This is a genomic window from Kitasatospora sp. NPDC001175, assembly GCF_053598215.1.
This window is the reverse complement of record NZ_JBSFJU010000017.1, coordinates 19,004-42,656: the sequence shown is the minus strand read 5'-3', so window position 1 is coordinate 42,656 and position 23,653 is coordinate 19,004. Positions and strand designations below refer to the sequence as shown.

The window sequence follows — 23,653 nt, the reverse complement described above, 5'->3', positions numbered from 1 at the left end:
GGTGGCCGTGCCGGTCAGCGCCCAGGCTGCCTGACCGATGGTGGTACTGGATCCCGAGCATGCCATCGGCCAGCCGCCGTACCTCGTGGGTCAGGGTGGACGGCAGCCCTCAGCCGATCCACGCCCAAGGCGGAGAAGAAGCAGCCACGGCGGGTCGAGATCACCATCGGTACCTGAGGCCGCACGCGCCTCCCCCCGGGACGGGCGCCGGCGGACGCGGCGCGTCCGCCGGCGTCAAGCCGCCTGTCGACAGGTCTACCTCCGCAGCCCGGTGACGCGTGATCAGAGCCCAGCCTCGGACGCCCGTACGCACCTCCGGCCTCGGATCCTGAGCGGACCATCCCAGAGCGGGCAGAAGCAGCCCGGTCCGAAACGGCCGAGCGGATGCCCCGGGCGATGTCGCCGAAGTCGTCGACGCCCTGCCGGACCCGGCCGGTGACCGCTTCACGGATTCCCACTCGAGGAGCCGACGTGAGCGACGAATCCAGCACTTCGCCATGCCCACCGTTCCGCCTCACGGCACTCCGGTCCGATGGTCCTGGGGGCGCGGCGGCAGTCCTGGCAGTAGGCCCCGGGGCTTGCGCGGCACGCCTTCGGCCTGTGCCTTCCTCCAAGCTCGCGGCCGGCCGGCGAGTGCGGCGGCGAGATCCCCGGCCGTCACCAGACCCACGAGTTGCCCGTACTCGTCGGCCACGACGAGCGCATCGACGCCGGCGAGGCTCAGCACGAGGACGGACGAGTCGAAGGCCGGGCGGACCGATCGCCACACCGCCGCGGCCTCCTGCCGCTCGAGAGCGCTCCGGTGGGGCCGGATGACGGCGTGGTCGAAGGCGAGCAGCGGCTCGGCGATGCGGTAGTGCGCCACACCGGGGCGGAAGGCGTCATGCATGCCGTCCACGAAGCCGCAGTCGCTCAGTCGTGCCAGGACGTGTGGCACGTCGGTTTCGGGGCGCGCCAGCCAGTCGGCGATGGTGCCCGGTGTCGAGCAGCCGTCGGCGAGGGCGGCCAGGGTGGAGTGGCACAGGGCTCAGTCCCAGCCGTCCGGCTCTCGTTCGATCAGGTGGCCCGCCCTCCAGAACAGCGGCAGACGGGGGTTGAGGACGGTCCGGCACACCCAGGCGTCGAAGTCGTCCCGGTGCGCGGGCGCGTCCTCGCCCGCCGCGTCGTGGCGGAAGGCCGGGCTCGCACCGACGACGGCACTCACCTGGAGGGCGAGGACGGGATCCTCGATCTCCCACAGCCGGGCGCCCTGCCGGTAGTCGAGCCGTCCGATCTCGATCTGGAGGTCGGCCGTCATCGGGGCACTGCCGAGCAGCCGCTGCATCACCGGCATGGCGCTGCCGCACAACAGCATCCTCGCCCGGTTCCGCCCGTCCCCGTCGTGCAGCCGGCGGCAGACGCTCGTGACGGCGGACGGCAGCACGGGACTCTGTCGTACGAGCTCCGGGAAGCCGTCGAGGATGACCGGAAGGGGCCGGTCGGCCGCAAGGGCCACCAGGGCGTCCAGGGCGTCCTCCCAGCCGCGCCAGCGGGCCGGGGAGCCTTCACCGGTGCGGCCAACGAGCTGGTCGGCCAGTCGGCGCAGCGACTCCGCCTCGGTCGCCTGGGCTCCGAAGTAGAAGCCGCCAGTGGCCCGGGCCAGCTCCTGGAGAAGGTAGGTCTTGCCCTGCCCACGGGGTCCGGTCACCATGCCCACGGCCGGCCCCGGACGCGGATCGCTCGCGAAGGCGGCGAGTGCGCCCCATTCGGCCGAGCGGTCGAACAGTCCCTTCGGCCGCTCGACGGTAGCGGCGGCAGATCGCACAGCGGATCGCACCAGTGGACGCCCAAGCCTGCTGCCCCGCCTCCCGACCGGCGGTCCGGTCCCTGAGACCGGCGGCGACGGCCGGTGGTCGGGCGATGATGCCCGGACTCGTGCACGGCGACCGCACGACGCCCCTCCGGGAGCAGGGCGTTGGAAGACTCCCTACGTCCGAGCAGTACCCGGTCGCGGGCGGTGTCGAGGCCGTGCGCGGTGATGACGGTACGCCCGGCCTGTTGACGCCGCCGAGCCCGCGAAGTCGCACGTAACGCCCACCCCCGGCCAGTACATGCATGCTCGGCGGCGTACTCAGTGACACACGGACCTACTCGGCTCGGGAATAGAGCCGCAAAGGCGGGCAATCTACGACGGATCATTTCCTCGGGGTCGAACGGCTCGTCCGTCCGGCGCTACCTCACTTCTCCTCCTGGTCGCCGCCCCCGGTCAGCTCGTCGTAGTCCTCATCGCTGCGGCGCGCGGAATGGCGTCGTGCCGTTGGTATGCGCTCATGATGGCTGACCAGAACATTCGGTCAGGAGGAGGGTCATGGAAGCCATCCGTCCCCATGCTTCATCGTCGGCAGGGCCGCACGCTCTGGGAGGTCGGCCTGGCACGAGCGGCGGGTCGGCCACCAGCGTCCGGCCCGTGCGCCACATCACCTACCAGTGGTGACGGCCGGTGTCCGAGCGGTCGGAACCCGCAGCCGCCTCCCGCGCGGATAGGCGGGCCGGTCATCCCCGTTGGCTGGGTTGGGTGCGGTGGGTGGGCGCGGGCCTGCTGGTGACAGCCGCGGTGCTGGCGGCCATCTGGCAGCGGCATCAGCTGGCGCAGGCGTTCGCCCTGATCGCCCGGGTACGACTGCCCCAACTGGGGGTGGGCGTGGTGTGCGAGGCGCTGTCGGTCCTGTGCTTCGCCGCCGTACCGTGGCGGCTCCTGTGGGCTGGCGGGGTCCGGTGGGGCCTGCGGCGGGTGGCGGCGATCGCGGTGGCTGCCAACGCCGTGGCCGGTGCGCTGCCCGGCGGGGCGGCGTTCGCCAGCGCCTGGGTGTTCCAGCAGCTGAGCCGCCGGGGCGTGGCACCGGCCCTGGCGGCGGCCGTGCTGGTGGTCGGCGGCGCGCTGTCGGCACTCGGCCTGGGCATCCTGATCGTGATCGGCCTGCTCACCGTTGGCGCGGCCGGGGCCGCCGCCGTGCTGCGCCCGGTCACCGGCGTGCTGCTGCTGGCGTCCGCAGTCGGCCTGCTGGCCGTCAGCCTGTCCCGCTTCGCCGGCTTCCGTGATGCGGTGCGGCGGGTCTGGGAGGGCGCAGGCCGGCGATCCGCCCAGGTGCGGCAGGCCCAGCGTGGACTGGCACACGTGATGGAACAGGCCCGGAGCCTGCAGCCCGGCGTCCGGCCGTGGCTGCTCCCGGGCGCGCTCGCGCTGCTGAACTGGGTCTTCGACGCAGCCTGCCTGGCCGCCTGCCTGTGGGCGCTGGGCAGCGGCGTACCGTGGCGCGGCCTGCTGCTCGCCTACGGACTGACGCAGATCCCGGGCTCCCTGCGGCTGACGCCCGGCAGTCTGGGGGTGGCCGAGGCGAGCCTGTCCGCGCTGCTCGTCCTGTACGGACTGCCCCCGGGGCCCGCGATCGCCGGGACTCTGCTGTACCGGGCGATCAGCTACTGGGCTCTCCAGCCGGTCGGCTGGGCGAGCTGGCTCGCCGTCACCTTCCGCCCTGGCCGCCCCGCCCGGCGCCCCGAACGTTGAACCCCGCTACCGCTCACCCGCCGTGTCGCACGGTCCGTGCACTGCCACTGCGGAGCGCGGACGGCAGTATGAGGGGGTGTTCGCTGCTCTGCGGGTGCCGAACTTCCGGCTGTACTTCGCCGGGCAGTCGGTCAGCCTGATCGGCACCTGGATGCAGGCCGTGGCCCAGTCCTGGCTGGTGCTCGAGCTGACCGGGTCGGGCACCGTGCTCGGATTGGTGGTCGCCGCGCAGTTCCTGCCCGTCCTTGTGGGCGGCCCGTACGGCGGGTTGATCGCCGACCGGGCCGACAAGCGTCTCCTGCTGATGGTCACCCAGGCCACGCTCGCGTCGCTCGCCCTGCTACTGGGGCTGCTGACGGTGACGCACACCGTGCGGCTGTGGATGGTCGCGCTCCTCGCCGTCGCGCTCGGCACGGTGAACGCGGTGGACAACCCCACCCGGCAGGCCTTCGTCCCTGAGATCGTCGGACCGCAGCTGCTGCGCAACGCGGTCAGCCTCAACAGTGTCATGACCAACACCGCCCGGGCGATCGGTCCCGCGCTGGCCGGCATCCTGATCGCCACGGTCGGCGTGGGCGTGTGTTTCCTGGCCAACGCCGCCAGCTTCCTCACGGTCCTGCTGGCACTACGTCTGATTCGCATCGAGAAGCTCACTGCGACCCGCCCCGTCGAACGCGGGCCAGGACAGCTCGCCGCCGGGCTGCGTTACGTGCGCGACACCACCGGCCTGTGGGCACCACTGGCGATGATGGCCCTGATCGGCACCCTGGCCTACGAGTTCCAGGTCGTGCTCCCGCTGCTGGCCCGCACCACCCTGCACGGCGGCGCGCGGACCTACGGCTTCCTCACCTCCGCCATGGGCCTGGGATCGGTGGTCGGCGGCCTGGCCGTAGCCGCGGTCGGGGAGGCGGGCGTCGTCCCGCTGATCGGAGCCGCGGCCGGATTCGGTACCGCGCTGACGGCGGCCGCGGCCGTCCCCGGTGTCCCGGCCGAACTCGTCGCCCTGGTCTGTGTCGGGATCGGCAGCACCGTCTTCCTGACGACCGGCAACACCACACTGCAACTGGTCAGCCACCCCCGGTTCCGCGGCCGGGTCATGGCCCTGTGGACGGTCACCTTCCTGGGCAGCACCCCCGTAGGCGGCCCGATCATCGGCGTGGTCTCCGAACGCCTCGGCCCCCGCGCCGGACTCGCGCTCGGCGCCGGCGCCTGCCTGACCGCCGCCGCGCTGGGACTGCTCGCCCTGCCCCGCGTCCCCCCGAAGCACCGCTTCCTCGAACGCCGCGCCGCCCGGAAGCAGCGCCCGCCGACTGTCACCGAGGCCGACCGGGCCTGACCGTACCGCCGCCGCGCACACAGGTACCCCGCACGTTGCGAAGTCCCCTGTTTCCGCCGGGCCACCCGCCCTCCGCTCGTCGCGAGCTGAACCCCCGTCACACGGTAGGGACCAGCTCCGCGACCAACGGCCCCAGACGCGCCGGACCGGCTCCAGCGAGCCCCAGGGAGCGCGCACCAGCACCACGGGATGCCCGGACTGGGCGACTGCCAGCAGGGCGAGCGAGCCGAGCAGATAGCCCGGGCGGCGGGTGTGCGGGTGCCGTCCGGCCGGTCGTACTCCAGGTTGAGCCCGAGCAGGTCGGCCTCTCCCATCGTCTGACGGATCGCCGGGGAGTCTCCTCCGGGGCGGACCATGAGAGCGGGGGAGGCTCAAATGCACGAGATGATCGCACGCAACCAGCAGACCCTCAATCAACTGCTCTCGGAGATGGACGGCTTCGACCAGAGCACGGGCATCGTCGTGCTGGCCGCGACCAACCGCCCCGACGCGCTCGACCCGGCTCTGCTGCGACCGGGTCCGTTCGACCGGCAGGTCACGTACCGCTGCCGAACCAGGGCGAGCGGTCGGCGATCCTCTCCGTCCACGTGCGCGGAAAGGCCCTGGCCCCCGACGTCGACCTGGAGCGCGTCGCCCGTGGCACCCCGGGGTTCTCCGGAGCGGACCTGGCGAACCTCGTGAACGAGGCCGCCATCAACGCGGTGCGAGCCGGACATACCGTCATCACCGCACAGGACGTCGACACCGCCCGCGACCGGGTACTGCTCGGTCGCGGGGAGTCCTCCGACGCCCTTCTCCCGGAGGAACGCCGTGCGGTCGCCGTGCACGAGTCCGGGCACATACCCACTGGAACAACGCCGGTTCCGGAGCGGGACGCGCAGCCACGCCCGCCCACCGTGCCAACAGCCCCACCCGGCAGGCGCTCGGCGGGCCCACCACCAGAGGATGAAGAAGCACCCGGCGACGAACGCCCAGGCCCATCAGCACCAGTCACGCGGCCAGGGCCATCAGCACCGGCGAGGTGTGCGACGTCGACGCAGACCAGCTCCTGCCTGCAGGCCATGGCCCGGGCGCGACTCCCTCGACGAGTTCCCCTTCGAGACCGTCGACACTCTCCTGCTGCACACCTACGGCATGGTCGAGCTCCGCGACCGCAACATAGCCCTCCACCCGCTCGCACAACGGGCCACCCGGACCACTATCAACCGCCGCTTGCCGGTCACCCCGTCCCGCACACCAGAACCGAACAGCCCACCCCCGATCCGCAGAGCCCACGGCGAGCACCACCACTCACCATGCTCAGAAGCCACCGCACTGGTGACCGACCCTTCGCCCCCAGCATCGCGGCGGCGGACACGCTGGCCGAGATCGTGGTCACCCACGGCGGTCAGGGGCGCGCCCCCATGCCCGAAGCGCAGCGATATGCCGTAACGCTTCCGCCAGAAGGCGGAAGCCACGCCCCGCAAAGGATCGTGGTGGTTCACTGGACCCTGATCTCGCGGACGGGCAACCCGTCCATACCGACGTGGACGCCGTACTGCGCGTGGCCGTCGACAGCGCGCACGGCACCACCTGACTGCTCAGCGCGCAGCCGGGTTCGCGGGCGCACTGCCTGCAAGCAGTGCTGTTGCCCTGGCTGCGGCTCGCCCCTCACAGCAGTGGGGTACGCCGTCAGGTCAGGGCAGGCAGTCACGGCAGACAGGCTGGCCGTCCGCAGTCTGGCCGACGAGCTGGCTGCGGTGGTGAACCATGAAGCAGCGAGCGCAGACGAACTCGTCCGGCTGCGGAGGCACGACCGGGACGGTGAGTTCCTCGTTGGAGAGATCCGCACCGGGCAGTTCCACGGACTCGGGTTCTTCGGCCTCGTCGACGGCCGCACCGGGGAACCGCTGGTCACGACGGTCCTGGAGCTCTTCGAGACTGTCCGTGCTTTCGGTCTCGTCGCTGCGGCGCGGGGCGTCATAGTCGGTTGCCACAAAAACCTCCTCGAGGAGATCGCAGGACCGGGATGGGAGCCAGGTTTCATATGCCGCTGCCGGCTGAGTCTGCTGTTGACCGTTCTACTCGGGCTGGGGGAAAGCCGCTCGTCAGATGAGCGGGACCTGCTCGCTGGACGGGTGGTTGCCGGTCACGACCGGGCGGGCGGCGCCCGCAGATCGCCCCATTGCCGGCCGTACACTGCCCTGCTCAGCACAGGGGGCCGTCGGACTCACGGAAGCCGACACCACCCGCTTCCCCGATCGAGCAGCAGAGGGCCGATGGCTGCTGCCCTGGCAGCCCGGCAGCACTCCCACCTATGGCCCCGCCAGCCAGAGGCCCACTCGCCCAGGCCCCGGGACCGAACGGCCCTGGCCTCCTGACCAGGGCCGGAGGAACGTGAAACGAGAGGCACTTCCGACTCGGGGAGGCGGAGCGCCATCATGTTCCGGACCGATCACGGCGTCGGCGAGTGAGTCTGGTCGGCGATGTCGTTGATCACGGTCGCCGCTGAGGCCGACGAGGACGAGCAGAAGAATGCGGAGGTGGCCAGCCATGACCAGCATCATGCGCCGTATCGCCGCCCTGTTCAGGATCAAGGTCGGCAAGGCACTGGACCACGCGGAGGACCCGCGCGAGGTGCTCGACTACTCGTACCAGAAACAGCTGGACCTGGTGCAGAAGGTGCGACGCGGCCTGGCGGACGTGGCCACCAGCCGCAAACGCATCGAACTCCAGATCACCCATCTCGACCAGTCCTCCGCGAAGTTGGAGAACCAGGCGCAGCAGGCGCTCGCGGCCGGGCGTGAGGACCTCGCTCGCGAGGCCCTGACCCGGCGCGCGGCCGTCACCTCGCAGATCACCGATCTGCGGGGCCAGGAAGTCTCGTTGCAGGCGGAGGAGGAGAAGCTCACGCTCGCCGCTCAGCGGTTGCAGGCGCGGGTGGACGCCTTCCGCACCCGCAAGGAGACGATCAAGGCGAGTTACACCGCCGCGGAGGCCCAGACCCGTATCAGCGAGGCCGTCACCGGTATTTCGGAGGAAATGGGTGACATCGGCTTGGCCATGCAGCGCGCCCAGGACAGGACCGATCAGCTCAAGGCCCGCGCCGGCGCGCTGGATGAGTTGATCGCCACCGGCGCGCTGGAGGACGCCACGCTGCCCGCAGGCCGCGACGACATCCAGGCGCAGCTCGATGCCGTGAGCGAAGGCCACGACATCGAAGCTGAACTGGCCCGCATGAAAGCCCAGTTGCCCGGATCCGGCGCCGCCCCTGCGGTCGAAGCCGCCGGCAGGCCCGCCATCCCGCCGGACAAGGAGGCTGCATCGTGATCGTGCGGATTCTCGGCGAAGGGCAGTACAGCGTTGCCGAAGGCCATCTGGACGAACTCAACCGGCTCGACGCCCGCCTTCAGAGCGCCGTGGAAGCACAGGACGAAAAGGGGTTCGCCGGGGCCCTGCGAGCCCTCCTCGAAACGGTGCGCCGCCTCGGCGCCCCGCTCACCCCCGACTCCCTCGTCCCCTCCGAACTCGTGCTTCCCGATGAGGACATGAGCCTGGCGGAGGTGAGCGCCCTGCTCACCGACGAGAGCCTGATCCCGGGGTGAACACCATGACCACCCGCTTCCGGCCCGACCGGCAGCTGACCCTGCGGATGCTGGCCACGCTGTTCCTGCTCGGGCTGCTCTACGTGGCGTTCATCGCCGCGCTCATCGTACTGCTCAAGTCCTGGATCGTGGTGGTGGTGATCGCCGGTGGACTGCTCGCGGCCCAGTTCTGGTTCTCCGACCGGATCGCCCTGTTCGCCATGCACGGCCGCGCGGTCACTCCCGAGGAGGAGCCGCACCTGCACGGAGTCGTCGACCGGCTGTGCGCGATGGCGGACATGCCCAAACCCCAGGTGGCCCTCTCGGCGATGGACCTGCCCAACGCATTCGCCACCGGCCGCAGCCCCGGCCACACCGTCGTGTGCGTCACCACCGGACTGCTGCGCCGCCTGGACACCGAGGAGCTCGAGGGCGTGCTGGCCCACGAGCTGTCCCATGTCGCGCACCGCGATGTCGCCGTGATCACCATCGCCTCCTTCCTCGGCGTCCTGGCCGGACTGCTGGTCCGGTTCACCTTCTACTCCGAGCTCTTCGGACGGCGCGGCGACCAGAACACCGCCGCCCTGCTCGCCCTCGTCATGGCAGTCTCCGCCACCGTCTACGCGATCAGCTTCCTGCTGATCAGGACCTTGTCCCGGTACCGGGAACTGGCGGCCGACCGCTCCGCCGCCCTGCTCACCGCCCGCCCCTCCGCGCTCGCCTCCGCCCTGACCAAGGTCAGCGGCGCCATCGCTCGCATCCCCACCCGGGACCTGCGCACCGCCCAGCCCTTCAACGCCTTCTTCTTCACCCCCGCCCTCGGCGAAGGGACGACCCTTTTCAGCCTGTTCTCCACGCACCCCAGCCTGGAACGCCGCCTCGACCAGCTCGCCCGGATCTCACAGGAGCTGGGTGGGCCGACCTGACCTGTCGAGACCCGCCCCGTCCGTCCCGGCGGCGTCCGCGCTCCGCCCGCCGGGACGGACGGGCGGTTCGAGGCGGTTCGTACAGCCCGACCAGAGTGCGACGACCCGTCCGGCCCGGGATCAGTGACGCCCGGCGTGCTTGTGCGGATGCCGCCAGAACGGCAACGCCCCCGCTGCAGGTACAGGCGCAGGAAGGCGGTCGCGCGCCGGTGCCGAGACGAACACCGATCCGCCCACTGCGGCATGACAGCGGCATGCGCGGCCGCGCCCACAAAATGGCCGACCAGAACCGGCTCGGCCGCGGCGTGCCCGTCGGGCATCGGAGCCGAGGCCGCGATCTCGCCATGGCAGCCGGCAGCGGCAGCCGCCGTGGCAGGCAATGGGATGACAGGTCGGCAGTCACGGTACGGCCGCCGAAGCGTGGTGGTATGACGAAGCCGAGCTGGAAGTTGCGCCCGCGACCCCGCAGGCCGGGACGTCCCCGGTGCGACAGTCACAGCCTTGTCGATTTAACGAACTTGTTCGTTACAAACAAGTTCGTTACGCTGCGGCCATGAGCCCCCGAACCCACGAACCTCGCAGCAGGCGCGAGCGGCCCGCGAAGCCGGCCCTCAGCTACGAAGGCATCGTCGCCACCGCCGTCGGCCTGATGCGGACCGAAGGGCTGCAGCGCGTCACCATGCGCCGCCTGGCCCAGGAACTCGACACCGGCCCGGCCTCGCTGTACGTGTACGTGTCCAACACGGCCGAGCTCCACGCGGCGATCCTCGAGGACCTGCTCGGCGCGGTCGACCTCACCCCGGCGAAGGCGGCCGGCGACTGGCGCGAGCGGCTGGTGGCCGTCCTCGGCTCCTACACGCACGTCCTGTTCGAGCACCCCAGCCTCGCGCACTCCGCACTGGTGGCCCGCCCCTCGGGGCCGAACTACCTGGCGTTGGTCGAGGCGGTCCTCGCCCTCCTGCACGAGGGCGAGGTCCCCGACGCGCAAGCCGCCTGGGGCGTGGACGTCCTGCTCCAGATCGCCACCGCCACCGCGGCCGAGCAGTCCACCCAGGACCGTGACATCGCCTCCGAGGACGAGCACGCCGCGCTGGTGGACGCGCTGCGGAACGCCACGGCCCAGACGCACCCACGGATCGCGGCGCTGGGCAACGACCTGGTCTCCGGCACCCCCGAACAGCGCCTGGCCTGGATCTTCCGCGCAGTTATCAATGGCGCGAAGACCACCCCCCGGCCGACGGACTGATCGCGGCCGGCCTCCGACCGGCCCTCCGCTCCCCATATCGCCCGTCGAATCGAGGTACCGTCATGACCGCGGCGCACCACCCCATAGCCATCGTCGGCGCCGGCCTGGGCGGTCTGACGCTGGCCCGCGTCCTGCACACGAGCAGCGTCCAGGCCGCCGTCTTCGACCGCGACGCCGACCGGCACGCCCGCACCCAGGGCGGCATGCTCGACATCCACGAGGAGTCCGGCCAGGCCGCCCTGCGCGCCGCCGGGCTGCACCAGGAGCTCCTCAAGCTCGTGCTGCCCGGCGCGGAGGCCATGCGAATCCTGGACCGGCACGCCACCGTCCTCTTCGAGGAGAGCGACGACAACTCCACGCACACCCGTCCCGAGGTCGACCGCGGCCGGCTCCGTGACCTGCTCCTCGACTCCCTGCCCAACGGCACCGTCCGCTGGGGCGCGTGGGTCGTCGAGACCCGGACCCGGGAGGACGGCCGCCACGAGATCACCCTTGCCGACGGCACTGTCTTCACCGCGGACCTCCTGGTCGGCGCCGACGGAGCCTGGTCCAAGGTCCGCCCGCTGCTGTCCAGCGCCACGCCCGCCTACACCGGGGTGTCCGTCGTGGAGAGCGACCTGCTCGACGCCGACGCCCGCCACCCCGAGGCGGCCGAACTCGTCGGTGGCGGCATGCTCTTCGCGCTCGCCGAGGGCAAGGGCTTCCTCGCCCACCGCGAGTGGGACGGAAGCCTTCACGTCTACACCGCCGTCAGAGCCCCGCTCGACTGGCTGGACGGCATCGACTTCGCCGATCCCGCCGCGGCGAAGACCCGGGTGCTGGAGCAGTTCCCCGACTGGCATCCCGCCCTGCGAGCACTGGTCGCCGACGCCGACGGCCCGCTCGTACCCCGCCCGATCTTCGCCCTGCCCGTCAGCCACCGATGGGAGCGTGTGCCCGGCGTCACGCTGCTGGGAGACGCCGCCCACGTGATGCCGCCGTTCGCCGGAGAGGGCGCCAACAATGCCATGCAGGACGCCGCCGAACTCGCCCGAGCCATCCTCGACCATCCCGGCGACACCGAGGCCGCGCTCTCCCGCTACGAACAGGCGATGTTCCCGCGCGCCGAGGCCGCCGCCGCCGACTCGTCGGCCAACCTCGCTGTCTGCTTCGCCGCCGACGCACCCAAGGGCCTGGTCGGCCAGTTCAACTCACGTCCGGAGCAAGCCAAGTGACGAACCCGGCGGCATCCACCCCACCAAGCACCCGACAACTACTCCTGCGCCACGGCCCGGCCCTGACGGTACGCCAGAGCGGACACGGCACGCCGGTCCTGCTCCTGCACGGCGGGTCTGACCCCGACAGTCTCACACCGCTCGCCGAACACCTCGCCGACCGGCACCGTGTACTTCTCCCCATCCACCCGGGCTGGGACCACACCACCTCACGCCCGCCCGCGCTCGACTCCGTTGCCGACCTCGCCGAGTCCTACCTGGAGCTGCTCGATCAGCTCGACGCATATCCGGCCGCCGTTGTCGGCAGCTCCTTCGGGGGCTGGGTCGCCGCCGAGATGGCCCTGCGCGACACCCGCCGCCGCCTCCACCGGCTCATCCTCATGAACGCCATCGGCCCCGTCGTACCCGGCCACCCCATGGCCGCGCCCGGGCCGGCGGCCGGCCCCGCCGGCCCGGCGACACCGCAGACACCCGGCAACCAGCCGGCCGAGCCGCCGCGCCGAGGCCCATCCCCCGCCGCGCTGGCCGCACTGCGCGCCTACGCCGGGCCCGATGGTCAGGCAGAGGGTGTACGAAGGGCGAGGATGGCCATGTCGTCGTGGGCGTCGCTGGGGTGGTGGTCGGCCAGTGCTTGCACGAAGTCCTGCAGTGGCAGGGCGGCGTGGGTGGCCGCGAGCGCGGCGAGGCGGTCCAGCCCCGCCTCGACGGAGTGGTCGGGGTGCTCGAAGAGGCCGTCGGTGAAGAGGACCACCGTCGCACCCGGCGGCACGGGACGGGTGTGGTCGTGGCGTGGTTCGGCCGCGTCCACGCCGAGGGGAAGGTCGGGGTCGGCGTGCAGGTAGTCGGTCCTTCCGTCAGGGGTGAGGAGCAGCGGCGGAGGATGGCCCGCGGTGCTCCAGCGCAGCATCCATCCGCCTCGCTCCCCGGGTTCGATGCGCGCGAGGCACGCGGTGGTGACGGGGTTGTCGGTGATGGCGTGCAGGATCCGGTCGAGCTGGATGAGGACGGCGCTGGGCGGGGTGCGCCGGTCGTAGAGCAGGGCGCGCAGCATGTTGCGGATCTGGGCCATGGCTGCGGCGGCCTGCAGGTCGTGTCCGGCGACGTCGCCGATGACGGCCGCGCAGGCTCGATCCGGTGCCAGGAGGGCGTCGTACCAGTCGCCGCCGACGTGGCCGGGCGTGGCGGCGGGCCGGTAGACGGCAGCCGCGTCGAAGGGGCGCAGGTCGGGTAGCCGGGGAAGCAGCAGTCGTTGGAACTGTTCCGCGTCGAGGCGGAACTGCTCGTACAGCCGGGCGTCGTCGATGGCCAGTCCCGCTGCAGCAGCCAGCGCGATGATCAGTGCTTCGTCGTGGGCGTCGAAGGGCTTTCCATCGCGTCGTTCGGAGACGTACAAGTCCCCGTAGGTCGTGCCGCGGATGTTGATCGCGGCTCCGAGCAGGGTGCGCATCGGTGGATGGCCAGGTGGGAAGCCCACCGAGTCCGGGTGCGCGGAGATGTCGTCGACGCGCAATGGTTCGGGATGGGCGATCAGATGCCCCAGCAGGCCGAGCCCGTGCGGGAGCTCCACGTCGGCCAGGTCGGCCAGCTCCTGGTCCGACAGCCCGGCGGGGACGAACAGTGCGAGGTGCTTGCCTTGCTCGTCGAGCACGCCGAGCGCACCGTAGCGGGCGCCGACCAGGTCCATCGCGGTGGCGACGATCAGTCGCAGCATGATGGACAGGTCGACGTCCCGGCTGAGGACGGCCTCGTACAGGGCGCTCATCTGGTCCTGGGCGCGGGCCAGTGACTTGAGCTGCTCGGCGATCTGCTCCAGCTCGACGCCCAGTCGCAGGCGCACCTCGGGGACGTGTGGCTTCTGGGAGTCGCCCCGTTCCCCCGTCATCGTCGGCGACCGGTGGCCTCGTAGCCGATCTCGACGCCTCCAGGCCGGCGGGGCTCGGCGCTGATCTGGATGGACGCGCCTTCGCATCCCTCCCATCGTCTCGCGTCGAACGATCCCGCTACCGGCTCCCGCAGGATCGTGCCCGGCGGGGGCTGCGGAGGTGCCGATGCCTCGGCGAGCACGGTCCGGTTCACTTGACGGCGTGGGGACGGCCTCCGCGCTGAAGGCGCCGCTTCGCCTCTGCGGTCACGCTGGATCCGCGTAGGCGTTCCCTCCCACGAGCGGTGCACCTGGCCTCCCGACACGACCGCGATCGAACCAGACCACAGCGTGGCATGGTGCGGCTTCCCGAACCGCCCATTACGCCGGAAGCGGCATGCCACTCGGCGCCGGTGCGTGTTGCACGAGCGGAGGAGCGGACGTGGTCCGGTATCCGGCTGGCGGACGGCGTCGGCCCAGGTGAGAACGCTCGGGTTGCTACTGGCGAGCCATGCGCATCGCGTCTCGCTGTGCGTCCGACGGCGCCACCGCACCCAGCTCCACGATGAAGGCGATCACGGCGACTGGCCTGCTGGAGGCCGACGACACTCCGAAGCCCGTGGTCACGGGCGCCGACGAGGCCGCCCACGCTGAGGTGTTCCGCACCGCCCGCAAGGGCCTCGGCTGAACGGATCGGTGACCACCCCGTTTCCAGGTGGTTCCCCGCCGGGAGCCCAGCCGGACGGTGTCGGACCGTATCGGAGTGGTCGACTCGCCCACCCCCGACTTCTCCGTTCGGTCAGTGTGCGAGCGAGAAGTAGTTCTCCTCTTCCTGGGCGAAGTGCAGGCGAAGCACGCTGTGGAGGCCGTAGAGACAGGCCCGCAGGTCGTCGAGCTGTTCGTCGCGCAGGCGGCCGTGGTTGGCGTCGGCGAGTTGCAGGTGGGTGGCGATGCGGCGGGCGAGGCGGTGGATCTCGGTGTGGGCGCGGCTCATCGTGGCGGTGGCCTCCGGCCCGCCGAGGGCGGGGGCGAGGGCCGGGTAGAGCTGGTGCTCCTCGGCGAGTTCGTGCGGCAGGAGCCGGTCGGTGAGAAGTCGGTCGATCTGTCGGACTGAGTCCAGGGCCTGCGGGCCGGTGGCGTCGGTCAGGTGGTCGGCGGCTTCGCGGACGGCTTCGATGACCGCACGCAGGTCGTCGTGCTCGGCCGCGAAGCGTTGCAGGAGCTGCTCGGTGGCCGGTTCGATGGTGGGCAGGGCGGTCCGGTCAGGTCGTAGGGCGCGCAGGGCGTTGAGGATGACGGCGGCGTCGATGGCTTCCTGGAGCAGGGCGCCGGCGGCTGGCGGTAGCAGGCCGAAGGCGGCGGCGGCCATCGCGGCGAGGGACAGCAGCATGCCGCCGAGGGCGCTCTGCACGGCGATGCGCCGGGCGCGCACCGCGATGCCGGCGGCGTCGGCGAGACGGTCGACGCGGTCGGTGGTGAGGACGATGTCGGCGGCCTCGGAGGAGGCGCTGGAGCCCCGGGCGCCCATGGCCACGCCCACGTCGGCGGCGGCCAGGGCAGGGGCGTCGTTGACACCGTCGCCAACCATGACGGTGACCGCCCGCTCGCGTTCGGCGCGGACGGCGGCGACCTTGTCGGCCGGGGTCTGCCGGGCGTGGACGTCGTCGAGGCCGAGGACTGCGGCGATCTCACGGGCCGGCTCCGCCCGGTCGCCGGTGAGCATCAGCAGACGTTCCATGCCGGCCTCGCGCAGCCGGCGCAGGGTGCGCGGGGCGTCGTGGCGCAGCGGGTCGCGCAGCAGGATCGCTCCGGTGAGCGTGTCGCCCTTGCCGAGCCAGGCGACTGCGGCGCTGTCGAGAGTGGCCCGGTTGTCGGCGGCACGTGCCCAACCGGGCAGCGGCGTGTCGTCGTGCCCGCGCCGGCCGACGGTCACGGCAGTGCCGTCGACCCGTCCGGCCGCGCCGCGGCCGGGTACCTCGGTGACGTCATCGACCTGGACGAGTGGCAGTCCGCGAGCGCGGGCCTCGTCGGTGATGGCGTGGGCGAGGACGTGAGGGGAGAACTGATCGACGGAGGCGGCCAGGGTGAGGACCTCGGCGGGCGTGTGACCGGGGGCGGCGGCGACATCGATGACGCGGGGGCGCCCGGCGGTGAGGGTGCCGGTCTTGTCCAGGACCAGGGTGCGGGCGCGACCGAGGGTCTCCAGCGCGGCGCCGTCGCGGATCACCACGCCCTGCCGTGCGGCCCGGGACAGACCGGAGACGATCGCGACCGGCGCGGCCAGCAACAGCGGACAGGGGGTCGCGACCACCAGCACGGCCACCGCCCGCACCGCCGAGCCGCTGACCAGCCACGCCAGGCCGGCCACCGCCAGCGACAGCGGCAGGAACCAGGCGGCGTACCGGTCGGCCAGCCGGACCACCGGCGCGGCCTCGGCACCTGCCTGCTCGGCCAGCCGCACGATCTCCGCATAGGTGCTGTCCCGCGCGGTCGCCTCGGCCCGCAACTCGAAGGCGGTGCCCGCGTTGACGCCACCGCTGCGCACCCTCTCGCCCGCGACGCGTTCGACCTGGAGGGACTCGCCGGTCAGAACGGACTCGTCCAGAACAGCGGTGTGGCCCTCGATCCGCCCGTCGACCGGGACGACCTCGCCCGGTCCAACCACCAGCAGGTCACCCACCCGAACCTCGCTCAGCGGAACGGTCCGCACCTCGCCCCCGGTGCGGCGCCGCGCGGACCGCGGGGCGTGCTCCAGCAGGTGGCGCAGGTCGTGGGAGGCACGGCGTTCGGCCGCCGCGTCCAGCCAGCGGCCGGTGGCGAGCATGAGGGCGATCAGCGCGCCGGCCAGGTACTCGCCGGTGGCCAGCGTGCCCGCAAGAGCGAGAACAGCGATCAGGTCGACCCCGGCCTTGCCGCGTCGCAGCGCGGCGACCACCCACGCCACGGACGGCATGATCGCCGCGACCGTACCCACAGCCCAGCACGTGTCCGCGAGTGTCCACGCGTCTGCCAGCCACGCGCTACCGCCCGCGATCAGGGCGGCGGCGGTAAAGCCGAGCAGCACCGGCGCCAGCCACTGCCGGGCGGGAGCCGGTGCCACTCGCTCTCCTGGTCGCCCTGCCTGCCGTCGGTTCACCGTGCGCTCCGCTCGCTTCGGGTGACCCCTCTCCAGGAGACCGCACCGGCCGGTGCTCCGGCCAGGGGCCTTCGGGCCGAGATGATCGGGCCGTCCGGGAGCGTACTGGCAAGGGTGGGCCAGCAGATCGGATCCGGCGAGCGCGTAGACGACGGCGTACTACGCGGCGAGGGTCAGCAGCCGCGTTCCTCGCCGCGCCGGACTTCCATGCCCTCCCGGATTGTGAGGCCACCAGCAACCCGACGGCCGGGGTCGAACCGCCCCAGGCCGTACAGGGGCGTCGGAAAGCAGGCCGATCCGGAGAGCAACGGCTACAGCGGTGTTCTCTCCCTCTCGGCCTGGACCAGCTGGGGGCAATAGTCATCGCCCTGCTGCCTGGGCCGTTCGGCCCCAAGGGCGAGGCCGATGTCCCTGCCGGTCGCCGCTGGTCCCGCGCCACTCTGGATGAGGGGAAACCGATGGTGTCATCGGCCGTGGGAAGGCGATCGGCATGATGTGGTACGACGGCGGCTGGGGTTGGGGCGGTTGGTTGGTCATGCTCGTGATGATGGTGTTGCTCTGGGCGCTGGTGATCGCCGGTGTCATCGCGCTAGTCCACTACCTGACCGGCATCCGTCACGGCCGGCAGCCTGGCCCGCCCCCGCCGGGCGAGCCCGAACGGGGCCACCGGCGAGCTGAGGAACTGCTCGCCGAGAGATTCGCTCGCGGGGAGATCGACGGGGACGAGTACAAGCGCCGGCTCACCTTGTTGCGGGAGCACCGGTGACAGCGCGTCATGACCTGCGACTGGCCGTTGTCGGGGTGCTGGCGGCCCTGGTCCTGGGCATCTTCACGACGCTGTTGCTCGCCGCCCCCGGCGCCTTCCGCGGTCCCGCCTCGGCCGGCCGGATGGCGAAAGGTCCCGGGTGCGCCCCGCCATCGCTACCGGGCCACGTGGTGGATGTGACCGCCGGAGACATGGGCGGGATGATGGGCCCACACGGTCGCCTCCCTCAGGACAACACCCCCCGGTGGCACGGCATGGGCATGATGTGGCTGCGCGCCCATCCGGGCACGGTTGCCGTCGGCACGGTGTCGCTGCGCGTGTTCAACGCCGGAGCCCTCACCCACGAGGTGGTCGTGCTGCCGCTGCCTGACGGCCAGGCCGTGGGAGAACGGCCGAGCGGTACCGACGGGCGGATCGATGAGGCCAGCAGCCTGGGCGAGGTATCGCGCAGCTGCGGCGCCGGGGCGGGCGACGGCATCATCTCGGGCGCGACAGGCTGGGCCACGCTCACGCTGACGCCCGGCCGCTACGAACTGCTGTGCAATCTCCCCGGCCACTACGGGGCCGGCATGTATACCGAGCTGGACGTCACGGGCTGAACAGGCCCACCGCCCGCCAACTCCAGACGGCCGGGCCGAACCGCCGCGCTCCTTACGCGGGCTTTGGAAGCCGCCGAGCGCTGGCGGAGATCGCGGTGCCGGCCGTGCTGGTCGCGTTCGTGGCCCCGGTTCACACAGCTCGCCGCAGCCGTGGCGACCGACGGCTTGCGAACCGAGCAGTCGGCAGGCCTGGGGCACTCAGCTGACGCTGGTCGCCGTCGCTCCCCGTCCGAGGTCCTGGCCTCAGCGGGCGGCATGGGCCGCCGGCGCTACCTGCGGTCAACGCCGGGGCGAGCTCCGGGGCGCAGGCGTGCCACCAGCGGGACGGCGATGCGGCCCACGAGCCGGTTGGTCAGGTTTTCAACTTCCTTGCCCTTTCGGCGGTTTCGGAGAACACGGCGAGGACCGGCCTCATGGCACCTTCACCAGCGCGATGCGGCGCCGTCCAGAGCCCTGCCGCCGTCCGTCTGATCATGAGAAGCCACGCGACAGGGCCAGGTGGCCCAGCCCGGGGAGGCGACCGGACCTTGGGCCCGGCCGGGCCGGCTGGCACGGTGGTGATGACAGGACGGAAGGAGGCGCGACATGGGCGGCACGGTCGGATCGGAGCACCGGATCGTGGTGGGTGTGGACGGCTCGGAGCTCTCGAAGCAGGCGCTTCGGTGGGCGATCGAGCAGGCCCGGCTCACCGGGGCCGTCGTGGACGCCGTGATCGCCTGGATCTATCCGACGGTCTACGGCTGGGCCATGACCAAGCGAGATCCGCAGCTCGACCACACGGCCGAGAAGGTACTGTCCGACACGGTGGAGGACGTTGCCGGGCCGGAACCGCAGGTGGAGATCCGGCAGAGCTCAGTGCCCGGCAACGCCACTGAGGTGCTGCTGGAGCGCTCACGCGGTGCCGATCTCCTGGTCCTGGGCAGCCGGGGCCTGGGCGGCTTCGCCGGCGCCCTGCTCGGCTCGGTGAGCCGGCACTGCGTGCAGCACGCGACCTGCCCGGTCGTCGTGGTCCCGGGAGTGCAGGGTCGTGAGCCTGCAAGCGCCCTCCACGCCTGACACCAGCCGCACGGCCCGGGATCGGCTGCCGAAGGGAGAGCAGGTAACACGCCGGCCTCGTGCCTTCGCTGAGCACTGCCTGGGCAGTGTGCCGCCCGGGCCTGATCCACCGAGATCGCCGATGATCTTCCGCATCCCTCTTCAAGGAGGGCTCTCATGACCACCGGAACCGAGACCCGCACCGAAGCCCTGCGCGGGCTGTTCGCCGCGCCCGGCCCTTTCCTGTCGGTCTACTTCGATCTCGAAGCGCGCCCGGAGCTGGGCCTTGACACGGAGGAACGCTGGCAGGCCCGCCTCCGCGAGCTCGCCGCCCAAGGTGCCGAGGTCGACGACCTGGACGCCCTCACCCGGGTCTTCCTGTCCGCGCGGCCCGGCTCCGGCGTGCTGGCAGCCTTCGCCGCGGGCGGCGAGGTACTGCATTCGGCCGTGCTGCCCGGCTGCGAGCAGGCCGACCTGGCTCTGCACGGGCCGCTGCCGCATCTGCTGCCGCTGCTGGCCTGGCGCCAGGACCACCCCGCCCACGTGGTCGCCGTGGTCGACCGCACCGGCGCGGATCTGCAGCTCTACCCGACGGGCGCCACCGAAGCAACCTGCCGCACGGTCACCGGTCCGGACGACGAGATCGAGCGCAACCAGCCCGGCGGTATGTCCCAGATGCGCTACCAGCGCAGGGCCGAGGACTCCTGGGAGCACAACGCCGTCAAGGTCGCACAGGCACTCGGCACAGCGCTGGCCGAGGTGGACGCGCACGTACTGATGCTGGCCGGCGATGTCCGCGCCCGGCAGTACCTCGCCAAGCACCTTCCCACCCGGATCCAGCAGGAGGTCTCGATCCACCCGGTCAGCGGCAGCCGCAGCCCGGACGGCGCCGCACCCGAACGCATGGCCCAGGTCGACGCCGAGACCCACCGCGCCGGACACGATCAGACCACGGCACTGGTGAGCAGGTACGCCGAGGAACTCTCGCCCCGCGGACACGCCGTGGAGGGCATCTACGCCACCGTGCGCGCCCTCGCCGACGGGCAGCTGCGCACCCTCCTGATCACCGACGACCCCGCCGCCCGCCGCACCGCCTGGTTCGGGCCCGGCCCCACTGACATCGCGGAGCTCAGTACCGCGTTCGCACCGGAGACCGGGCCACTCGTCGAGGCGTCACTGGCCGATGTCGCCATCCGCACCGCGCTGCTCACCGGCGCCGGGGTGCGAGTCCTCGAACCCGGCATCCCCGGCACTCCCGCCCAGGGCATCGGGGGCCTGACCCGATACACCGGACGCCCCGCGACCGTGCCTTCGATCGGAGAAGAACCGTGGTGAACGACCCCGTAACCCACCAGAAGCCCGAAATCGAGGTCAAGGCCCGGGGCGACCTGCCGCCAGGTACGGTGCAACTCGCCCGTACCAAGGTGCTCGCCCTCCTCGACGAGGTCCGCGAACCCGTGCTGTTCGCCCGGATCCGGCTCACCCGCACACACAACCCCGCCACCGAACGGCCCTGCCTCGCCCAGGCCAACCTCGACGTCAACGGCCGCCCCGCCCGGGCCCACGTCGCCGCCGAGAGCATGACCGAGGCCGTCGACCTGCTCCGCGACCGCCTCACCCTCCGGGTCTCCCGGCTGCGCCGCCACTGGGAAGCCCAGCGGGGAGGAGCTCCGAAGGCCGGCGAACACGAGTGGCGGCACGGAGAGGAACCCACCCACCGGCCCGACCACTTCCCACGCCCAGTGGAGGAGCGCGAGGTCATCCGGCACAAGTCCTTCTCCCTCGCCCGTGAAACGCCCGACGAGGCCGCCTTCGAGATGGAGACCATGGACTACGGCTTCCACCTCTTCACCGACCTCACCACCGGCCAGGACAGCGTCATCTACCGCGCGAAGCCGACCGGCTACCGGCTCGCCCAGCTCCACCCGCGTCCCGAACAGCTCGGAACCGTCGCCGTGCCACTGGCCATGAGCCCCACTCCCGCACCCCTGACGAACCCGGCCGAGGCGAAGAAACGGCTGGACGCCACCGGCCTTCCATTCGTCTTCTTCGCCAACGACACCACCGGACACGGCAACAACCTCCACCACCGCTACGACGGCCACTACGGACTGATCACACCCGCCGAGTGACCCCGCGCTCTCCCCCCAGGAGCCGACAATGACCGAGCACACCACACAGCAGACACCGGCAGCCGGTCCCCACCCTCCCGGCCGCGACCTCGAAAGCGCCGTCGAGCGCCTGGAAACGCTGGAAGCCCGGGTCCAGGCCCTCGGCCAGGCGATCCGCGCCCTCATCCAGGGCTTGGAAGAGATTCCCGACCAGGAGCCCGACCCCGAACGGCCGGCCCGCGCCGCCCGCCAGGCACATGAACTCCTACTCTCCCAAAGGCTCTAGACACCTCAGGGAGCCGCTCATGCAACTGACCTTCCTCGGCCCGCTGTACGCACGACAGGGCCCCTACGCCTGCGCCTACGTCGACACCTCGCGCGACCTGGACGACCCCGACCGGGCCATCGACCTGCGCCGCCGTCACCTGCAGGCCGAACTGGCCGCCCAGGGCGCCGACATGGCCACCACCAGCACCGTCACCCGCCTCGTGGGAACCGACCGCGACCTGCCCGGTCAGCACGGTCAGGCCATCTTCGCCGCACACGGACGACTCGCCCTCGCCGAGGAACTGCCCGAACCTCCCGCCCGGGACACCGCCCGATACACGATGCTGCCCGACGCCATGCCACTCGCCATGCAGCACGCCCCGGACATCCCGTACGTGGCAGCCGCGGTCCACCGCGTCGCCCAGCCCCAAACCACGCCCGGAGAAGCCGAGTTCGAGGTGGACCTGCAGGCCGGACGATGGCCTTCCACCCGCGTGGCGCCCGAGGACCGCACCCGCCGACGGGTGCCAGCCGACAACTGGCGGCAGACCGCCGCCGAGGTCGCAGTCCAGCTCGCCGACCTGGCCGATCACAGCGGCGCCGAGGCGATCGTGCTGTCCGGTGACCACTGGGCCCGCAACACCCTCGCCCGCGAACTCCCCAAGCGCCTGCGGCAGCGGCTCGTCGGCATCGACAGCGACGGCTGGGACGCCGAACCCGAACGCGCCCTGCTGGAGGACGAACTCGACCACCTCTTCCACGGCCGCCTGTCCGCACGCGACCACGCCTCCGTCGAGCGCTTCCTGGCCCGCCGCGCCCGCCACAGCGGCGCAACCGAAGGGCTCGCGGACACCGTCGCCGCGCTGCGCCGGGGCCAGGCCGAAGCCGTCCTGATCAACGACCCGTTCGACCTGCACCAGCGGCTGTGGGTCGGCCTCACCCCCAAGCAAATCGGCCTGACCCAGGGCGAACTGAGGTATCTCGGCGTCGAATCCTCCTGGGAGGAACCGGCCGACGCCGCACTCATCCGCACGATCGTCGGCACCGGCGCGGAACTCATCGTCATCCCCCGCGAGGAACTGCCCCTGCACGACGGTCTCGGCGCCCTCCTACGCTACCCGGACGCCACCACATGAACCCGGGCACACGACGAGCACCGGAACTGGAGCCGGGCCGCCTGGGAACGGGCAAGGTCCAGAAGCCGTCGCACTTCTGCCACGGCGAGGGGAACGAGGCTGTTGGGACCGTTCCTTCGGCTCCCCTTTTCGAGGGCGTGGGCGGTCATCGCCGCGAGGAAGGCGTGAGCGAGCATGGCCAGGGTGATGTGGCGGTACCAGCCCACGTAGCGGCGGACCTCGTACTGGTCCAGGCCGCACTCGTTATTGGCAGCTTGGAAGCACTTCCTCGATGGCCCAGCGGGAGCCGGCCACACGGACCAACTCGGCGACGGAAGCCCCCGTCGGGGCGAAGCCGAGGTAGTAGGCGATCTCCTCGGGGCGTGCCAGGCTGCGGCGGGCCAGGACGCAGCGGTGGTGAGCGGGCGCCCTGCCGCCACAAGTTGGGCATCACTCCGTTGCTGGGGCTGGACGAGAGGGCGGTCGCCGGGCGTCTGCGCGAACTGCTCGATCTACCCCGCTTGTAGGAACTCGCGGGCAGCGGAGTGGGAAGTGTGCGGGGCCGGGATGCTCCCGAGCAGCGGGTTGGCGATCACGGCCGACCAGGCCGGGCGGTGCGGCTGATGCCAGGATGAGAGGGCGATGACAAGCGTCGATATGAGTGGATTTCGATCGCAACGGTGAGAGCCGGGCGTGTCGCTATCTGCGCCTGGCGCCGGCCCCTGTGGGGCGAGCGGGGTCACGCGGGCCGCACCTGCCACACCCGGCCACGCCCGCAGTCCACCGGAAGGCGCACGGGCGTGGACACGTCACACCCGGCCCGCAGCCTCGTACCCCTTCACCCACTACGGAAGGCGCGGCGCGCCCGTCTGCGGCGGCGGCCCCGCAGCAGCTCACGGACGGTCGTTCCCATAGCACGATCGTCGGTCCGGGC

The 23,653-nt window shown here is 71.7% G+C and carries 20 protein-coding genes and 4 pseudogenes; 18 read left to right on the top strand and 6 right to left on the bottom strand.

All coding sequences use genetic code 11. The features are described 5' to 3' along the window. Positions 1 to 514: 514 nt before the first annotated feature. Positions 515 to 937 (bottom strand): hypothetical protein, encoded by a 423-nt coding sequence (locus ACWDAK_RS15185; protein ID WP_344636606.1) that lies wholly within the window; start codon positions 935 to 937, stop codon positions 515 to 517. A 90-nt stretch (positions 938 to 1,027) separates the two neighbouring features. Further along, the gene (locus tag ACWDAK_RS15180) at positions 1,028 to 1,804 is read right to left on the bottom strand and encodes an ATP-binding protein (protein ID WP_427393607.1); all 777 of its coding nucleotides are present in this window, start codon (positions 1,802 to 1,804) and stop codon (positions 1,028 to 1,030) included. A gap of 759 nt (positions 1,805 to 2,563) precedes the next feature. Between ACWDAK_RS15180 and ACWDAK_RS15175 the strand changes: the two genes are divergently transcribed. From ACWDAK_RS15175 to ACWDAK_RS15160, 4 genes and pseudogenes are all read left to right on the top strand, one after another. Next, entirely contained in the window at positions 2,564 to 3,544 is a 981-nt protein-coding gene (locus ACWDAK_RS15175) for a lysylphosphatidylglycerol synthase transmembrane domain-containing protein (protein ID WP_344636604.1), read from the top strand. 76 nt (positions 3,545 to 3,620) lie between these two features. After that, entirely contained in the window at positions 3,621 to 4,880 is a 1,260-nt protein-coding gene (locus tag ACWDAK_RS15170; RefSeq protein WP_344636603.1) for an MFS transporter, read from the top strand. Positions 4,881 to 5,234: 354 nt separating this feature from the next. Beyond that, positions 5,235 to 5,360: pseudogene (locus ACWDAK_RS15165) on the top strand (AAA family ATPase); the annotation flags it as partial. A gap of 107 nt (positions 5,361 to 5,467) precedes the next feature. After that, a pseudogene (locus ACWDAK_RS15160) lies at positions 5,468 to 5,563 on the top strand (hypothetical protein); the annotation flags it as partial. A 993-nt stretch (positions 5,564 to 6,556) separates the two neighbouring features. On the opposite strand, the gene ACWDAK_RS15155 reads toward ACWDAK_RS15160, so the two are convergent. Continuing rightward, entirely contained in the window at positions 6,557 to 6,856 is a 300-nt protein-coding gene (locus ACWDAK_RS15155; protein WP_344636602.1) for a DUF4193 domain-containing protein, read from the bottom strand. A gap of 556 nt (positions 6,857 to 7,412) precedes the next feature. On the opposite strand from ACWDAK_RS15155, the gene ACWDAK_RS15150 reads away from it, so the two are divergent. The 6 genes and pseudogenes from ACWDAK_RS15150 to ACWDAK_RS15125 form a co-directional block, all read left to right on the top strand. Next, positions 7,413 to 8,189 (top strand): PspA/IM30 family protein, encoded by a 777-nt coding sequence (locus ACWDAK_RS15150; RefSeq protein ID WP_427393606.1) that lies wholly within the window; start codon positions 7,413 to 7,415, stop codon positions 8,187 to 8,189. Next, positions 8,186 to 8,464, top strand: coding sequence for a PspA-associated protein PspAA (gene pspAA / locus ACWDAK_RS15145; protein ID WP_344636600.1), 279 nt, complete (start codon positions 8,186 to 8,188; stop codon positions 8,462 to 8,464). Before ACWDAK_RS15150 ends, pspAA begins: the two co-directional genes overlap by 4 nt. A gap of 5 nt (positions 8,465 to 8,469) precedes the next feature. Beyond that, positions 8,470 to 9,369, top strand: a complete 900-nt coding sequence (gene htpX, locus ACWDAK_RS15140) for a zinc metalloprotease HtpX (protein WP_344636599.1) — start codon at positions 8,470 to 8,472, stop codon at positions 9,367 to 9,369. Between the two features lie 553 nt (positions 9,370 to 9,922). Further along, positions 9,923 to 10,615: a TetR/AcrR family transcriptional regulator gene (locus ACWDAK_RS15135; RefSeq protein WP_344636598.1), complete on the top strand. Its 693-nt coding sequence runs from the start codon at positions 9,923 to 9,925 to the stop codon at positions 10,613 to 10,615. A 62-nt stretch (positions 10,616 to 10,677) separates the two neighbouring features. Continuing rightward, positions 10,678 to 11,829 (top strand): FAD-dependent oxidoreductase, encoded by a 1,152-nt coding sequence (locus tag ACWDAK_RS15130; protein ID WP_427393605.1) that lies wholly within the window; start codon positions 10,678 to 10,680, stop codon positions 11,827 to 11,829. Then, positions 11,826 to 12,386, top strand: a pseudogene (locus tag ACWDAK_RS15125) (alpha/beta fold hydrolase); the annotation flags it as partial. The gene ACWDAK_RS15130 and the pseudogene ACWDAK_RS15125, both read left to right, overlap by 4 nt. On the opposite strand, the gene ACWDAK_RS15120 reads toward ACWDAK_RS15125, so the two are convergent. Then, positions 12,386 to 13,711 (bottom strand): PP2C family protein-serine/threonine phosphatase, encoded by a 1,326-nt coding sequence (locus ACWDAK_RS15120; RefSeq protein ID WP_344636595.1) that lies wholly within the window; start codon positions 13,709 to 13,711, stop codon positions 12,386 to 12,388. The pseudogene ACWDAK_RS15125 and the gene ACWDAK_RS15120 overlap by 1 nt on opposite strands. Before the next feature lie 490 nt (positions 13,712 to 14,201). Here ACWDAK_RS15120 and ACWDAK_RS15115 point away from each other — a divergent pair, with 490 nt between their 5' ends. Beyond that, positions 14,202 to 14,378, top strand: a complete 177-nt coding sequence (locus tag ACWDAK_RS15115) for a hypothetical protein (RefSeq protein WP_344636594.1) — start codon at positions 14,202 to 14,204, stop codon at positions 14,376 to 14,378. A gap of 111 nt (positions 14,379 to 14,489) precedes the next feature. On the opposite strand, the gene ACWDAK_RS15110 is transcribed toward ACWDAK_RS15115, so the two are convergent. Beyond that, on the bottom strand, positions 14,490 to 16,643 hold the full coding sequence (locus ACWDAK_RS15110; RefSeq protein WP_427393651.1) for a heavy metal translocating P-type ATPase: 2,154 nt from the start codon (positions 16,641 to 16,643) through the stop codon (positions 14,490 to 14,492). Positions 16,644 to 17,316: 673 nt separating this feature from the next. Here ACWDAK_RS15110 and ACWDAK_RS15105 point away from each other — a divergent pair. The 7 genes from ACWDAK_RS15105 to ACWDAK_RS15075 all read left to right on the top strand — a co-directional run bounded on the left by ACWDAK_RS15105 (position 17,317) and on the right by ACWDAK_RS15075 (position 22,740). Then, positions 17,317 to 17,592, top strand: coding sequence for an SHOCT domain-containing protein (locus ACWDAK_RS15105; RefSeq protein WP_344636593.1), 276 nt, complete (start codon positions 17,317 to 17,319; stop codon positions 17,590 to 17,592). After that, complete coding sequence (locus ACWDAK_RS15100) at positions 17,589 to 18,191, top strand: sulfocyanin-like copper-binding protein (RefSeq protein ID WP_427393604.1); 603 nt, start codon at positions 17,589 to 17,591, stop codon at positions 18,189 to 18,191. Before ACWDAK_RS15105 ends, ACWDAK_RS15100 begins: the two co-directional genes overlap by 4 nt. A gap of 585 nt (positions 18,192 to 18,776) precedes the next feature. Continuing rightward, a complete protein-coding gene (locus tag ACWDAK_RS15095) occupies positions 18,777 to 19,247 on the top strand; it encodes a universal stress protein (protein ID WP_344636591.1) in 471 nt (156 codons plus the stop codon). Positions 19,248 to 19,403: 156 nt separating this feature from the next. After that, positions 19,404 to 20,561, top strand: coding sequence for a baeRF2 domain-containing protein (locus ACWDAK_RS15090; RefSeq protein WP_344636590.1), 1,158 nt, complete (start codon positions 19,404 to 19,406; stop codon positions 20,559 to 20,561). Next, positions 20,558 to 21,358, top strand: a complete 801-nt coding sequence (locus tag ACWDAK_RS15085; protein WP_427393603.1) for a sigma 54 modulation/S30EA ribosomal C-terminal domain-containing protein — start codon at positions 20,558 to 20,560, stop codon at positions 21,356 to 21,358. Before ACWDAK_RS15090 ends, ACWDAK_RS15085 begins: the two co-directional genes overlap by 4 nt. 28 nt (positions 21,359 to 21,386) lie before the next feature. Further along, the gene (locus tag ACWDAK_RS15080; RefSeq protein WP_344636588.1) at positions 21,387 to 21,623 is read left to right on the top strand and encodes a hypothetical protein; all 237 of its coding nucleotides are present in this window, start codon (positions 21,387 to 21,389) and stop codon (positions 21,621 to 21,623) included. Between the two features lie 19 nt (positions 21,624 to 21,642). After that, positions 21,643 to 22,740, top strand: a complete 1,098-nt coding sequence (locus ACWDAK_RS15075) for a baeRF2 domain-containing protein (protein WP_344636587.1) — start codon at positions 21,643 to 21,645, stop codon at positions 22,738 to 22,740. Here the strand turns inward: ACWDAK_RS15075 and ACWDAK_RS15070 are convergent. Beyond that, positions 22,667 to 23,133 (bottom strand): annotated as a pseudogene (locus ACWDAK_RS15070) (hypothetical protein); the annotation flags it as partial. The gene ACWDAK_RS15075 and the pseudogene ACWDAK_RS15070 sit on opposite strands and share 74 nt — an antisense overlap. Between the last annotated feature and the right edge of the window lie 520 nt (positions 23,134 to 23,653).

Excerpts from the sequence above, each read along its gene's own strand:
- ACWDAK_RS15150 (WP_427393606.1), top strand. The coding sequence starts at position 7,413 with ATGACCAGCATCATGCGCCGTATCGCCGCCCTGTTCAGGATCAAGGTC.
- htpX (WP_344636599.1), top strand. The coding sequence starts at position 8,470 with ATGACCACCCGCTTCCGGCCCGACCGGCAGCTGACCCTGCGGATGCTG.
- ACWDAK_RS15135 (WP_344636598.1), top strand. The coding sequence starts at position 9,923 with ATGAGCCCCCGAACCCACGAACCTCGCAGCAGGCGCGAGCGGCCCGCG.
- ACWDAK_RS15130 (WP_427393605.1), top strand. The coding sequence starts at position 10,678 with ATGACCGCGGCGCACCACCCCATAGCCATCGTCGGCGCCGGCCTGGGC.
- ACWDAK_RS15120 (WP_344636595.1), bottom strand. The coding sequence starts at position 13,711 with ATGACGGGGGAACGGGGCGACTCCCAGAAGCCACACGTCCCCGAGGTG.
- ACWDAK_RS15115 (WP_344636594.1), top strand. The coding sequence starts at position 14,202 with ATGCGCATCGCGTCTCGCTGTGCGTCCGACGGCGCCACCGCACCCAGC.
- ACWDAK_RS15110 (WP_427393651.1), bottom strand. The coding sequence starts at position 16,643 with ATGCCGTCCGTGGCGTGGGTGGTCGCCGCGCTGCGACGCGGCAAGGCC.
- ACWDAK_RS15105 (WP_344636593.1), top strand. The coding sequence starts at position 17,317 with ATGATGTGGTACGACGGCGGCTGGGGTTGGGGCGGTTGGTTGGTCATG.
- ACWDAK_RS15095 (WP_344636591.1), top strand. The coding sequence starts at position 18,777 with ATGGGCGGCACGGTCGGATCGGAGCACCGGATCGTGGTGGGTGTGGAC.
- ACWDAK_RS15090 (WP_344636590.1), top strand. The coding sequence starts at position 19,404 with ATGACCACCGGAACCGAGACCCGCACCGAAGCCCTGCGCGGGCTGTTC.
- ACWDAK_RS15080 (WP_344636588.1), top strand. The coding sequence starts at position 21,387 with ATGACCGAGCACACCACACAGCAGACACCGGCAGCCGGTCCCCACCCT.
- ACWDAK_RS15075 (WP_344636587.1), top strand. The coding sequence starts at position 21,643 with ATGCAACTGACCTTCCTCGGCCCGCTGTACGCACGACAGGGCCCCTAC.